The sequence below is a fragment of the Streptomyces sp. NPDC006997 genome (assembly GCF_040635175.1).
Taxonomy (GTDB): domain Bacteria; phylum Actinomycetota; class Actinomycetes; order Streptomycetales; family Streptomycetaceae; genus Streptomyces.
Genome location: NZ_JBEYHH010000052.1, coordinates 22,327 through 35,230, shown reverse-complemented (window position 1 = coordinate 35,230; position 12,904 = coordinate 22,327). Strand labels below are relative to the sequence as shown.

General features: G+C 72.1%; 8 protein-coding genes and 1 riboswitch. Of the genes, 6 read left to right on the top strand and 2 right to left on the bottom strand.

All coding sequences use genetic code 11. The features are described 5' to 3' along the window. Positions 1-434 precede the first annotated feature (434 nt). Entirely contained in the window at positions 435-1,508 is a 1,074-nt protein-coding gene (locus tag ABZ659_RS32890) for a GTP-binding protein (protein ID WP_360227611.1), read from the top strand. A gap of 175 nt (positions 1,509-1,683) precedes the next feature. Here ABZ659_RS32890 and ABZ659_RS32885 read toward each other — a convergent pair whose 3' ends face one another. Beyond that, on the bottom strand, positions 1,684-4,140 hold the full coding sequence (locus tag ABZ659_RS32885; protein ID WP_360227608.1) for a DNA topoisomerase IV subunit A: 2,457 nt from the start codon (positions 4,138-4,140) through the stop codon (positions 1,684-1,686). A gap of 345 nt (positions 4,141-4,485) precedes the next feature. On the opposite strand from ABZ659_RS32885, the gene ABZ659_RS32880 reads away from it, so the two are divergent. The 4 genes from ABZ659_RS32880 to ABZ659_RS32865 all read left to right on the top strand — a co-directional run bounded on the left by ABZ659_RS32880 (position 4,486) and on the right by ABZ659_RS32865 (position 9,331). Further along, complete coding sequence (locus ABZ659_RS32880; protein ID WP_360227605.1) at positions 4,486-5,847, top strand: pitrilysin family protein; 1,362 nt, start codon at positions 4,486-4,488, stop codon at positions 5,845-5,847. Then, positions 5,844-7,232 carry a pitrilysin family protein gene (locus ABZ659_RS32875; RefSeq protein ID WP_360227602.1) on the top strand — a complete coding sequence of 463 codons (1,389 nt, stop codon included), beginning with the start codon at positions 5,844-5,846 and terminating at the stop codon, positions 7,230-7,232. The genes ABZ659_RS32880 and ABZ659_RS32875 overlap by 4 nt, the downstream gene beginning before the upstream one ends. 207 nt (positions 7,233-7,439) lie before the next feature. Next, positions 7,440-7,602: riboswitch (cyclic di-AMP (ydaO/yuaA leader) on the top strand. Between the two features lie 12 nt (positions 7,603-7,614). Further along, positions 7,615-8,382: a M23 family metallopeptidase gene (locus ABZ659_RS32870; protein ID WP_360227599.1), complete on the top strand. Its 768-nt coding sequence runs from the start codon at positions 7,615-7,617 to the stop codon at positions 8,380-8,382. 253 nt (positions 8,383-8,635) lie between these two features. Further along, the gene (locus tag ABZ659_RS32865) at positions 8,636-9,331 is read left to right on the top strand and encodes a GntR family transcriptional regulator (RefSeq protein WP_360227596.1); all 696 of its coding nucleotides are present in this window, start codon (positions 8,636-8,638) and stop codon (positions 9,329-9,331) included. A 192-nt stretch (positions 9,332-9,523) separates the two neighbouring features. Here ABZ659_RS32865 and ABZ659_RS32860 read toward each other — a convergent pair whose 3' ends face one another. Next, positions 9,524-9,805 carry an HPr family phosphocarrier protein gene (locus ABZ659_RS32860; protein ID WP_360227593.1) on the bottom strand — a complete coding sequence of 94 codons (282 nt, stop codon included), beginning with the start codon at positions 9,803-9,805 and terminating at the stop codon, positions 9,524-9,526. A gap of 177 nt (positions 9,806-9,982) precedes the next feature. Here ABZ659_RS32860 and ABZ659_RS32855 point away from each other — a divergent pair, with 177 nt between their 5' ends. Continuing rightward, positions 9,983-12,868, top strand: a complete 2,886-nt coding sequence (locus ABZ659_RS32855) for a GNAT family N-acetyltransferase (RefSeq protein ID WP_360227590.1) — start codon at positions 9,983-9,985, stop codon at positions 12,866-12,868. Positions 12,869-12,904 lie beyond the last annotated feature (36 nt).

The following is a 12,904-nucleotide window of genomic DNA, read 5'->3' as shown; positions in this document are numbered from 1 at the left end:
TGGCCGGACGAACTCCCACTCAGCATCGGACAGTTCATGGCGACGTATCACCCGACCATGATCCACCACTCAAGATTAATTGAAGACACGACCTAGCGGGCGTCCTGCGAGATCGGACGGGGTATGGACCCCGGTGGCCCGCTCGGCCTCGCCGGGCAGTGCTGCTCGGCGCCGGGCCGATGTGAAGGACATCCCTAGCTGTCTCCCAGGGTGCCGAGCGGCTCTGATCGGCAGGGAGGCGGAGAGGAGGCGCACGGAGGGAAGCAAGGGTCGCACACTCCGGCGTCTTGCCGAGACCTCTGCCCCGCGGGGGGCGCTAACAATCGTTCACTGTCGAGTGATTCTCCAGGCTCGTATGCTGGGCCGCATTCCATCCTCGTAGGCGCGCACGGGTCGTGCTCCGGTGCGCGCGTGGGCGTGAGAGAGGTCGCACGGTGACGCAGGAGCCGAGTCCGCAGCAGATCCCGGTCGTCGTGCTCGCCGGATTCCTGGGCTCCGGTAAGACGACGTTGCTCAACCATCTGCTGCACCGCAGCGGCGGCAGTCGGATCGGCGCCCTCGTCAACGACTTCGGAGCGGTGGAGATCGACGCCATGGCGGTGGCCGGTGTCCTCGGGGACTCGACCGTGTCCCTCGGCAACGGGTGCCTGTGCTGCGCCGTCGACGTGAGTGAGCTGGACCACTACCTGGAGCGGCTGACCCGGCCCGAGCTGGGGATCGACGTCGTGGTGGTCGAGGCCAGCGGGCTCGCCGAGCCGCAGGAGCTGGTGCGGATGGTGCTGGCCAGCGAGAACCCCCGGGTCGTCTACGGCGGTCTCGTCGAGGTCGTCGACGCGGCCGAGTTCGACGACACCCGTGCGCGGCACCCCGGGATCGACCGGCATCTGGCGCTCGCCGATCTCGTCGTGGTCAACAAGGTCGACCGGGCGGGCGGTGGCGACGGGGGAGAGCGGGTGCTCGGGCTCGTGCGGTCGCTCGTCGACGGGGCGGCCGTGGTTCCGGCTTCCTACGGCCGTGTCGACCCGGAATTCCTCTTCGACTGCCGTCCGACCGAGGAGCGCGTCGGGCAGTTGTCCTTCGACGATCTGCGGGGCGGGGAGGAGGACGGTGATCTCGCGCATCACGGGCATCTGCACAGCTCGTACGACAGCCTGTCCTTCGTCTCCGACGTGCCCCTCGACCCACGGCGGCTGATGAGCTTCCTCGACAGCCGTCCCGACGGGTTGTACCGGATCAAGGGGTACGTCTGCTTCGGCGCCCACGACACGCGCAACCGGTACGCCGTGCACGCCGTGGGGAGGTTCCTGCGGTTCTACCCGGAGGCGTGGCGGGCCGGTGAGGCGCGCGTCAGTCAGCTCGTCCTCATCGGGGCCGGGATCGACGCCGACGCCCTGGAGAAGGAACTCCGGGACTGCCGGAGCGACGCCCCGCACACCGCCGACGAGCACGGCATGTGGGGCGTCCTGCGCTACGTGCCCGGAGCCTCGGAAGGCCCCGAGGGGCCCTAGGTGTATTGCCCTGTGAGGTTGGTGACGCGGCTGGCCGGGGTGTGGCCGCTGATGCCGGTGGAGGGCCGGTGGTAGTTGCAGACCTCGCAGTCCACTCCGAAACCAGAAGGCCCTCGCCCGGTTCAAGCACCGCTCAGGGCGTGTCGCCTGTCACCAACGTCCAGGGACAGCACATCTAGACCGGGCCCGCCACCGTCGCCACCGTTCTGGGCAGGGACACGCCCGAACCGTCGCGGCGGGGGTCCATCTCCGGGAGGTCGGCCGGGGTGCCGTTCTTCTGCGCGGCGAGGGCCGGGACCGGGCCCGCCCAGGCCAGGGCGAGGCAGTCCTCGCCCTTGAGGAAGCGCTGGCAGCGGACGCCGCCCGTGGCGCGGCCCTTGCGCGGGTACTGGTCGAACGGGGTCAGCTTGGCCGTCGTCTGGACGGAGTCGTCCAGCGTGCCGCGCGAGCCCGCGACCGTGAACACCACGGCCTCCACCGCCGGGTCCACCGCCGTGAAGGAGATGACCCGCGCGCCCTCCGCGAGCTTGATGCCCGCCATGCCACCGGCCGGGCGGCCCTGGGGGCGGACCTGCGCGGCCTGGTAGCGCAGCAACTGGGCGTCGTCCGTGATGAAGACCAGGTCCTCGTCGCCGGTACGCAGTTCCACCGCGCCCACGATCCGGTCGCCCTCCTTGAGGGTGATGACCTCCAACTCGTCCTTGTTGGACGGGTAGTCCGGGACGACCCGCTTGACGACGCCCTGCTCGGTGCCGACGGCCAGGCCGGGGGAGGACTCGTCCAGCGTGGTCAGGCAGATCACGGTCTCGCCGTCCGCCAGGGACACGAACTCCGCCAGCGGCGCGCCGCCCGCGAGGTTGGGGGCGGAGGTCATCTCCGGCAGCTGGGGGAGGTCGATCACGTTCAGGCGCAGCAGGCGGCCCGTCGACGTGACCACCCCGATCTCGCCGCGGGCCGTCGCCGGGACGGCGGAGACGATCACGTCGTGCTTGACGCGCCGGGCCTTGGCGTCCGCCGCGAAGGGCTCGCCGTTCGCGGTACGCGCGAGCAGCCCCGTCGACGACAGCAGCACCCGGCACGGGTCGTCCGCCACCTGGAGCGGCACGGCGGCGGCCGGGACGCCCGCGGACTCCAGCAGGACCGTACGCCGGTCGGTGCCGAACTTCTTGGCGACCGTGGCCAGTTCGGCGGAGACCAGCTTGCGCAGCTCCGCGTCGGACTCCAGGATGCGGGTCAGCTCCTCGATCTCCGAGGTCAGCCGGTCCTTCTCCGCCTCCAGCTCGATCCGGTCGTACTTGGTGAGGCGGCGCAGCGGCGTGTCCAGGATGTACTGCGTCTGGACGTCGCTCAGGCCGAAGCGGCCCATCAGGCGCTCCTTGGCCTGCGCGCTGTTGTCGCTGGAGCGGATCAGCCGGATGACCTCGTCGATGTCCACCAGGGCGGTGAGCAGGCCCTCGACCAGGTGCAGGCGGTCGCGGCGCTTGCCCCGGCGGTACTCGGAGCGGCGGCGCACGACCTCGAAGCGGTGGTCGAGGTAGACCTCCAGCAGCTCCTTCAGACCGAGCGTGAGGGGCTGCCCGTCGACGAGCGCGACGTTGTTGATGCCGAAGGACTCCTCCATGGGCGTCAGCTTGTAGAGCTGCTCCAGCACCGCCTCCGGCACGAATCCGTTCTTGATCTCGATGACCAGCCGCAGGCCGTGCTGGCGGTCCGTGAGGTCCTTGACGTCGGCGATGCCCTGGAGCTTCTTCGAACCGACCAGGTCCTTGATCTTGGCGATCACCTTCTCCGGGCCGACCGTGAACGGCAGCTCGGTGACGACCAGGCCCTTGCGGCGGGCGGTGACGTCCTCCACGGACACCGTCGCGCGGATCTTGAACGTGCCGCGGCCGGTCTCGTACGCGTCCCGGACGCCCGGCAGGCCGACGATCCGGCCGCCGGTGGGCAGGTCCGGGCCCGGAATGTGCCGCATCAGGGCGTCGAGGTCGGCGTTCGGGTACCGGATCAGGTGGCGGGCCGCGGCGACGACCTCGCGCAGGTTGTGCGGCGGCATGTTGGTGGCCATGCCGACCGCGATCCCGGAGGCGCCGTTGACCAGCAGGTTCGGGAAGGCTGCGGGCAGCGCCACCGGCTCCTGCTCCTGGCCGTCGTAGTTCGGGGCGAAGTCGACGGTGTCCTCGTCGATCGACTCCGTCATCAGACCGGTGGCCTCGGTCATCCGGCACTCGGTGTACCGCATGGCGGCGGGCGGGTCGTCGTTGCCCAGGGAACCGAAGTTGCCGTGGCCGTCGACCAGCGGGACCCGCATCGAGAAGGGCTGCGCCATGCGCACCAGGGCGTCGTAGATCGAGGAGTCACCGTGCGGGTGCAGCTTGCCCATGACCTCGCCGACGACGCGCGCGCACTTCACGTAGCCGCGGTCGGGGCGCAGGCCCATCTCGTTCATCTGGTAGACGATGCGCCGGTGCACCGGCTTGAGGCCGTCACGGGCGTCGGGCAGGGCTCGGGAGTAGATGACCGAGTAGGCGTACTCAAGGAAGGAGCCCTGCATCTCGTCGACGACGTCGATGTCGAGGATCTTCTCCTCGTACGGGTCGTCGGGCGGCGGGGTCTTCGTGCTACGGCGGGCCATCGCTGCCTGGCTCCTCTTTTCTGGTCGCTCGCCTGCGGGGGGCGCCTCACGCTCACTCCCCGTCGGCTCGCTCGTGCTGAAGCGTGGGACGGATCTGACGCGGACCATTGTGGACCGCGGCACTGACAACACCGGACGGGGCGGACGCTCATGCCGCCCGGCCCGGAGCGGACGGCCCGGCGGCGCGCGTACCGCCGTGGCTTGTCGAGAGGCTACGGGATCTCGCTGTCGGCGTACGCCTCGCGGGAACTTCGCCGCTGGTCCGCGCGCTTGCATACAGTGGCAGGACGGTAGGAAATCCGCGGTCCGAGGACCGCGTCAGCGATCGAAGGGACGTACATGCCCATGGGTCACACGGCCACAGCCGAGGCAGGCTCCGGCGGCCTGACAGCGACCGAGCACCGCCTGGCCAACGGTCTGCGCGTGGTGCTCTCCGAGGACCACCTGACCCCGGTCGCGGCGGTGTGCCTCTGGTACGACGTCGGCTCCCGCCACGAGGTCAAGGAGCGCACGGGACTGGCTCACCTCTTCGAGCACCTGATGTTCCAGGGCTCCGCCCAGGTCAAGGGCAACGGCCACTTCGAACTGGTGCAGGGCGCGGGCGGTTCGCTCAACGGCACCACCAGCTTCGAGCGCACCAACTACTTCGAGACGATGCCCGCCCACCAGCTGGAACTCGCCCTGTGGCTGGAGGCGGACCGCATGGGCTCGCTGCTCGCCGCGCTGGACGAGGAGTCCATGGAGAACCAGCGCGACGTCGTGAAGAACGAACGCCGCCAGCGCTACGACAACGTGCCCTACGGCACCGCCTTCGAGCGGCTGACCGCCCTCGCCTACCCGGAGGGCCACCCCTACCACCACACCCCGATCGGCTCGATGTCCGACCTGGACGCGGCGACCCTGGAGGACGCGCGCGCGTTCTTCCGGACGTACTACGCGCCGAACAACGCGGTGCTGTCCGTCGTCGGCGACATCGACCCCGAGCGGACGCTCGCGTGGATCGAGAAGTACTTCGGCTCCATCCCCGCCCACGACGGCAAGCCCACCCCGCGCGAGGGCACACTGCCCGACACCATCGGCGAGCAGCTCCGCGAGGTCGTCGAGGAGGAGGTCCCGGCCCGCGCGCTGATGGCCGCCTACCGGCTGCCGCACGACGGCACGCGCGCGTGCGACGCCGCCGACCTGGCACTGACCGTCCTCGGCGGCGGCGAGTCCTCCCGGCTCTACAACCGGCTGGTGCGCCGGGACCGTACGGCCGTCGCGGCCGGGTTCGGCCTGCTGCGGCTGTCCGGTGCGCCCTCGCTGGGCTGGCTGGACGTGAAGACCTCCGGCGACGTCGAGGTGCCGGTCATCGAGGCCGCCATCGACGAGGAGCTCGCGCGGTTCGCCGCCGAGGGCCCCACGGCCGAGGAGATGGAGCGCGCCCAGGCCCAGTTGGAGCGCGAGTGGCTGGACCGGCTCGGCACGGTCGCGGGCCGCGCCGACGAACTGTGCCGGTACGCGGTGCTGTTCGGCGACCCGCAGCTCGCCCTGACCGCCGTACAGCGCGTCCTGGAGGTGACGGCCGAGGAGGTCCAGGAGGTCGCCAAGGCCCGCCTGCGCCCCGACAACCGCGCGGTGCTCGTCTACGAGCCCGTCGCCGCGGCGGAGACCGACGCCGACGACGCCCACACCGAAGCCGACGAGACCGAGGAGGCGGCCAAGTGACCGAGCTGGCCACCATGGAGTTCCACCCCCAGCCGCAGGCCGGGGAGCCCAAGCCGTGGGCGTTCCCGGCCCCCACGCGCGGGATCCTCGACAACGGTCTGACGGTGCTGCGGTGCCACCGCCCCGGCCAGCAGGTCGTCGCCGTCGAGGTGCTGCTGCACGCGCCGCTGGAGGCCGAGCCCGCCGGTCTGGACGGCGTCGCCACGATCATGGCGCGCGCGTTCTCCGAGGGCACCGACAAGCACTCCGCGGAGGAGTTCGCCGCCGAGCTGGAGCGGTGCGGCGCCACCCTCGACGCGCACGCCGACCACCCCGGCGTCCGGCTCAGCCTGGAGGTCCCCGCCTCCCGCCTGGCCAAGGGCCTCGGGCTGGTCGCCGACGCTCTCAGGGCGCCCGCGTTCGCCGACAGCGAGGTCCAACGGCTGGTGCGCAACCGGCTCGACGAGATCCCGCACGAGCTGGCCAACCCCTCCCGGCGCGCCGCCAAGGAGCTGTCCAAGGAGCTGTTCCCGGCCGACTCGCGCATGTCGCGCCCGCGCCAGGGCACCGAGGAGACCGTCGCCGCCATCGACTCCGCGGCCGTACGCGCCTTCTACGAGCGGCACGTCCGCCCCGCCACCGCCACCGCGGTCGTCGTCGGCGACCTCACCGGCATCGACCTGGACGCGCTGCTCGGCGACACCCTCGGCGCCTGGACCGGCGCCCCGGCGAAGCCCCGCCAGGCGCCCCCGGTGACCGCCGACGACACCGGCCGCGTCGTCATCGTGGACCGACCCGGCGCCGTCCAGACGCAGTTGCTGCTCGGCCGCGTCGGCCCCGACCGGCACGACCGCGTCTGGCCCGCGCAGGTGCTCGGCACGTACTGCCTCGGCGGCACCCTCACCTCCCGACTGGACCGCGTCCTGCGTGAGGAGAAGGGCTACACCTACGGCGTACGGGCGTTCAGCCAGGTGCTGCGCTCCGCCCCCGACGGCACCGGCGCCGCGATGCTCGCCATCAGCGGCTCCGTCGACACGCCCAACACCGGCCCCGCGCTCCAGGACCTGTGGACGGTGCTGCGCACGCTCGCCGGGTCCGGGCTGACCGACGCCGAGCGGGACGTCGCCGTGCAGAACCTCGTCGGTGTGGCGCCGCTGAAGTACGAGACCGCGGCGGCCGTGGCGAGCACGCTGGCCGACCAGGTCGAGCAGCACCTGCCCGACGACTACCAGGCGGCGCTGTACCAGCAGCTCGCCGCGACCGGCACCGTGGAGGCCACCGCCGCGGTCGTGAACGCCTTCCCGACGGACCGCCTCGTGACGGTCCTCGTGGGCGACGCGGCGCAGATCAAGGAACCCGTGGAGGCGCTCGGCATCGGCGAAGTCACCGTCGTGTCCGCTGAGTAGGCGTCTCCGCCGAGTAGCGGCACGCACGCGTGGGGCCCTGGTAACGGATCCGTCACCAGGGCCCCGCTATGCCCGTATTCAGAGGAAGATCAGCGTTCTGTCCTGTGGGATGCGCTACAAAACGCGCTCTCTGTTTGGGAATGGAAAGCGAGCCCGCTTAGCGTCTCCGGGGCTGTCCGTCAGGCAGTGCGCCGCACCCGCGGCACCGGACAGCCATCGCCGAGTCCCCGTACGGCGCGAGCCAGGGGAGCCGGGGACCCAACAGTCCCTGGGGTGAATCGGACGCCCGCGCGTGCCGCGAGGGGGTCCGTAGGAGACCTTCCTGCTCCGAACCCGTCAGCTAACCCGGTAGGCGAGAGGGAAGGAAAGGACCAGCCACTCCATGGCGTTCACCCGCCCTGCCGGGAAGCACCGCCGTACCGGCCGCGCCCAGCGCACCACCGCCCGCGCGGCGGGCGTCGCGGCCCTCACCACCACCGGCGTGGTCGGCACCCTGGCCGCCGCCCCGGCACTCGCCGCCGAGCCCGTCGCGCAGCAGACCGGACTCACCCCCGTCGTCAGCATGGGCAGCGCCGTGGCCGAGCGGGTCGACGCCCAGGCCGACGCGCAGCAGCAGGCCGCCGAGCTGGCCGAGGCCAAGCGCGCGGCCCAGGAGGCCGCCCGCGAGCAGGCGGCCGCGGCGGCCAGGAAGGCCCGCGAGGCCAAGGAGCGCGCCGCCCGCGAGGCCGAGCGCAAGCGCCTGAACACGTACGTGACACCCATATCCGGCTCCTACGTCTCCACGGCCTACCGCTCCGGCGGCGCCCTGTGGTCCTCCGGCAGCCACACCGGCATCGACTTCCACGCCGCCAGCGGCACCGCCGTGCGCGCGGTCGGCTCCGGCACCGTCGTCGAGGCGGGCTGGGCCGGGGCGTACGGCAATCAAGTGCTGATCAGGATGGTGGACGGCACGTACACCCAGTACGGCCACCTGTCGTCCATCGCCGTCTCGGTGGGCCAGACGGTCACCCCGGGGCAGCAGATCGCCCTGTCCGGCGCCACCGGCAACGTCACCGGACCGCACCTGCACTTCGAGGCGCGCACGAGCGCCGACTACGGCACGGACATCGACCCCCTCGCGTACCTCCGCGCGCACGGCGTGAACGTGTAGCACCACCGCCCCCCAAGGGGCCCCACCGCCCCCCAGGGGCCCCACCGCCCCCCAGGGGGCCCCACTGCCCCCCAGGGGCCCCACCCCCTCGCCCCGGCTCACAAGCCGGGGCTTTCGGCGTTTGAGGACCCTGTTTGTCCAAAAAATATCCCTGGTTTCCAGACCGCCGTCGGAAATTCCGGCTCATTGCAATAGAGTCACTGAACACACGTCAATCGTCGACGTTTCACGGGGATTAAGGCGGAGGTCGGTCATGCGTATTCCGGCGCACTCGGTGTGCACGGCGATCCGGGACGACATCGTCGCAGGTGTCTACGAGCGCGGCAGCCGGCTCACCGAGGAACTGCTGGCCCGCCGCTACGGCGTCTCCCGCGTCCCCGTCCGGGAGGCCCTGCGCACCCTGGAGGCGGAGGGCTTCGTGGTGACCCGGCGGCACGCGGGCGCGTGCGTCGCCGAGCCGACCGAGCAGGAGGCCTCCGACCTCCTGGAGATGCGGATGCTCCTGGAGCCGCTCGCCGCCTCCCGGGCCGCCCAGCGGCGCACCGAGGCCCATCTGAAGGTGCTGCGCGGGCTGGTCAGGCTGGGCCAGGAGCGGGCCAGGCGGGGCAGCAGCGACGATCTGCGCTCGCTGGGCGGCTGGTTCCACGAGACGCTCGCCCAGGCGTCCGGCAGCCCCGCCCTGATCGCCATGCTGACCCAGCTGCGGCACAAGATCGCCTGGATGTACACCGTGGAGGTGCCCACCGGGCCCGTGGAGTCCTGGGCGGAGCACGGCGCCATCGTGGACGCGGTGGCGCGCGGCGACGGGGAACGCGCGCGTGCGGTCACCGCCGTGCACACCGAGCGCGCGACCGCCGCGCACCGGCTGCGCTTCACCGTGGGGGCCGACCGCGCGGACCGTGTGAGGACTTCGCAACATCCCGTAAACATGCCGAGCCTGCGGCATTAACACAGGCGCCGTATACAAAGGGGGGATATTCGGCGGGGGTTGTTTCTGCTGCCCTTTTCCGGCCGCGAACGTACTCGTTAATTATCACCCGAACGTAAATGCGGGCACGGAAACCCGGAGACCGGAGAAAACGGCGGAGCCGCGCCGCCCGGAATGGGCGACGCGGCTCCGCCGTGTGCTGTCACGCGCCGGTCAGACCGTCTCGGGCAGCTCTTCCAGGCCCTCGGCGACCAGTTTGGCCACCCGGTCCAGGGCGGCGTCCGCGCCCTCGGCGTCGGAAGCGAGGACGATCTCCTCGCCCCCCTGGGCGCCCAGACCCAGGACCGCCAGCATGGAGGCCGCGTTGACGGGGGTCCCCCCGGCCTTGGCGATCGTCATCGGGACGCCGGTGGCCGTGGCGGCTCGGACGAAGATGGAGGCGGGGCGGGCGTGGAGGCCCTCGGCCCAGCCGACGTTGACGCGGCGCTCAGCCATGTGATGCTGCCCTTCGTGTTCAGGGTTGTCTAGACCAGTGTCCCACAACGTGAAGCATGTCCGGAGCAGGCCGGTGCCCGCCCCCTCGGCTGACGCCGGACCGCGGCCTCGGTCCGGCGTGACGCCCCCGCACACTGCCCCGCGCCGTTGTCAGACGCGAGCCGTACGCTGGGCCCCATGCAGAACTCGGCGGACCGGCAGGAGTACCCAGCTCACTGGGAGGCCGACGTGGTGCTGCGCGACGGTGGCACCGCGCGCGTGCGGCCCATCACCGTTGATGACGCCGAGCGCCTGGTCAGCTTCTACGAGCAGGTCTCGGACGAGTCGAAGTACTACCGCTTCTTCGCGCCCTACCCGCGCCTGTCCGCCAAGGACGTCCACCGCTTCACGCACCACGACTTCGTGGACCGGGTGGGACTCGCCGCCACCATCGGAGGCGAGTTCATCGCCACCGTACGCTACGACCGCATCGGCCCGGACGGGACGCCCGCCTCCACCCCCGCCGACGAGGCCGAGGTCGCCTTCCTCGTGCAGGACGCCCACCAGGGCCGGGGCGTCGCCTCCGCCCTCCTCGAACACGTCGCCGCCGTCGCCCGCGAGCGCGGCATCCGCCGCTTCGCCGCCGAGGTGCTCCCCGCCAACACCAAGATGATCAAGGTGTTCACGGACGCCGGGTACACCCAGAAGCGCAGCTTCGAGGACGGCGTCGTCCGCCTGGAGCTGGACCTCGAACCCACCGACCGCTCGCTCGCCGTGCAGTACGCGCGCGAGCAGCGCGCCGAGGCCCGTTCCGTACAGCGGCTGCTGCTGCCCGGCTCGGTCGCCGTCATCGGCGCCGGACGCACCCCCGGCGGCGTGGGCCGCAGCCTCCTGCGCAACATCAAGGACGCCGGGTACACCGGCCGCCTCTACGCCGTGAACCGCGCCTTCGACGACACCTGGCAGGAGATCGACGGGGTACCGGCCCACCGCTCCGTCCGCGACATCGCCGACCACGTCGACCTCGCCGTCGTCGCCGTGCCCGCCGAACACGTCCCCGAGGTCGTCACCGAGTGCGGCGAACACGGCGTGCAGGGCCTCGTCGTGATCTCCGCCGGATACGCCGAGAGCGGCCCCGACGGACGCGAACGGCAGCGCGAACTCGTCCGCCACGCGCGCGCGTACGGGATGCGCATCATCGGGCCCAACGCCTTCGGCGTGATCAACACGGCGTCGGACGTCCGGCTCAACGCCTCCCTCGCCCCCGAGATGCCCCGCCCCGGCCGCATCGGCCTGTTCGCCCAGTCCGGCGCCATCGGCATCGCCCTGCTGTCCCGGTTGCACCGGCGCGGAGGCGGCGTCACCGGTGTGACCGGTGTCTCGACGTTCATATCCTCCGGCAACCGCGCCGACGTCTCCGGCAACGACGTCCTCCAGTTCTGGTACGACGACCCGGAGACCGACGTCGCCCTCATGTACCTGGAGTCCATCGGCAACCCCCGAAAGTTCACCCGCCTCGCCCGGCGTACGGCGGCGGCCAAACCGCTCGTCGTCGTGCAGGGCGCCCGCCACCGCGGGGCAGCGCCCCAGGGGCACGCCGTACGGGCCACCCGGCTGCCGCACGCCACGGTGTCCGCGCTGCTCCGGCAAGCCGGGGTGATCCGCGTCGACACCATCACCGAGCTGGTCGACGCCGGACTGCTGCTCGCGCGCCAGCCGCTCCCGGCCGGACCCCGGGTGGCGATCCTCGGCAACTCGGAGTCGCTGGGGCTGCTGACGTACGACGCCTGCCTCGCCGAAGGGCTGCGACCCCACCCGCCGCTGGACCTGACGACCGAGGCGGCACCGGAGGACTTCGGGGCGGCACTGGCGCGGGTACTGGCGGACGACACGTGTGACGCCGTCGTCGTGACGGCGATCCCCGCCATCGGGGAGACGTCGGCGGAGGACTCGGCGCTGGCGGAGGCGCTGCGGGCGGCGGTGGCGGCGGTGCCGACGAAGCCGGTGCTGGTGGTGCACGTGGAGCTGGGCGGGCTGGCGGAGGCGCTGTCGGCGGCGGCGAGCACGGCGCCGACGGTCGGCACCGGCAGTGGCGTCGGTACCAAGGCGCCCCACGTCGAGGGCGGTGCCCACCCGGCCCCCCTCCCGACCTCGCTCGAGCGGGGCAACCCCGATCGCTCCGCGGAACGACTGCCCACCGCACCAGACGCCGGAGCCGACTCCCCCCTCATCCCCGCCTACCCCGCCGCCGAGCGCGCCGTCCGGGCCCTCGCCGAAGCCGTGAAGTACGCGCAGTGGCGGCGTGAGGCCGCCGACCCGGGTCGGGTGCCCGAGTACGAGGACATCGACGAGAAGGGCGCCGCCAAACTGATCGGCGGCCTGCTCGCGCGGGGGCAGGGCCTGACGCTGGGTACCGAGGAGACGTACGAGCTGCTCGGTCAGTACGGCGTCGACGTCCACCGCGCGCTCCCCGCGGCCACCCCCGACGAGGCCGTCGCCGCCGCGCACGCCGTCGGCTACCCCGTCGCCCTCAAGGCCACCGCCCCGCACCTGCGCCACCGCGCCGACCTGGGCGGCGTCCGGCTCGACCTCGCGGACGAGGAACAACTGCGCCGCGCGTTCGCCGAGTTGACCGGGCTGTTCGGCAAGGCCGAGGAACTGCGCCCGGTGGTCCAGGGCATGGCCCCGCGCGGGGTCGACACCGTCATACGGGCCGTGATCGACCCGGCCGCCGGCGCCGTCCTGTCGTTCGGCCTGGCCGGAGCGGCCTCCCAGCTGCTCGGCGACATGGCGCACCGGCTGATCCCGGTCACCGACCGCGACGCGACCTCGCTGGTCAGGTCGATCCGGACGGCGCCCCTGCTGTTCGGCTGGCGCGGCTCCGCGCCCGTGGACACCCCCGCGCTGGAGGAACTGCTGCTGCGGGTCTCCCGGCTCGTCGACGACCACCCGGAGGTGGTGGCGGTCACCCTCGAACCGGTCGTCGTCGCCCCCGACGGCCTCAGCGTCCTCGGCGCCTCGGTCCGCCTCTCCCCGCCTCCCGCCCGCGACGACCTGGGCCCGCGCACCCTCCCGGCGTATTGACAAGGTGTCGAGCCAAGCGCGCGAGCGGTGCCTCGC

Excerpts from the sequence above, each read along its gene's own strand:
- ABZ659_RS32885 (WP_360227608.1), bottom strand. The coding sequence starts at position 4,140 with ATGGCCCGCCGTAGCACGAAGACCCCGCCGCCCGACGACCCGTACGAG.
- ABZ659_RS32880 (WP_360227605.1), top strand. The coding sequence starts at position 4,486 with ATGGGTCACACGGCCACAGCCGAGGCAGGCTCCGGCGGCCTGACAGCG.
- ABZ659_RS32870 (WP_360227599.1), top strand. The coding sequence starts at position 7,615 with ATGGCGTTCACCCGCCCTGCCGGGAAGCACCGCCGTACCGGCCGCGCC.
- ABZ659_RS32865 (WP_360227596.1), top strand. The coding sequence starts at position 8,636 with ATGCGTATTCCGGCGCACTCGGTGTGCACGGCGATCCGGGACGACATC.
- ABZ659_RS32860 (WP_360227593.1), bottom strand. The coding sequence starts at position 9,805 with ATGGCTGAGCGCCGCGTCAACGTCGGCTGGGCCGAGGGCCTCCACGCC.
- ABZ659_RS32855 (WP_360227590.1), top strand. The coding sequence starts at position 9,983 with ATGCAGAACTCGGCGGACCGGCAGGAGTACCCAGCTCACTGGGAGGCC.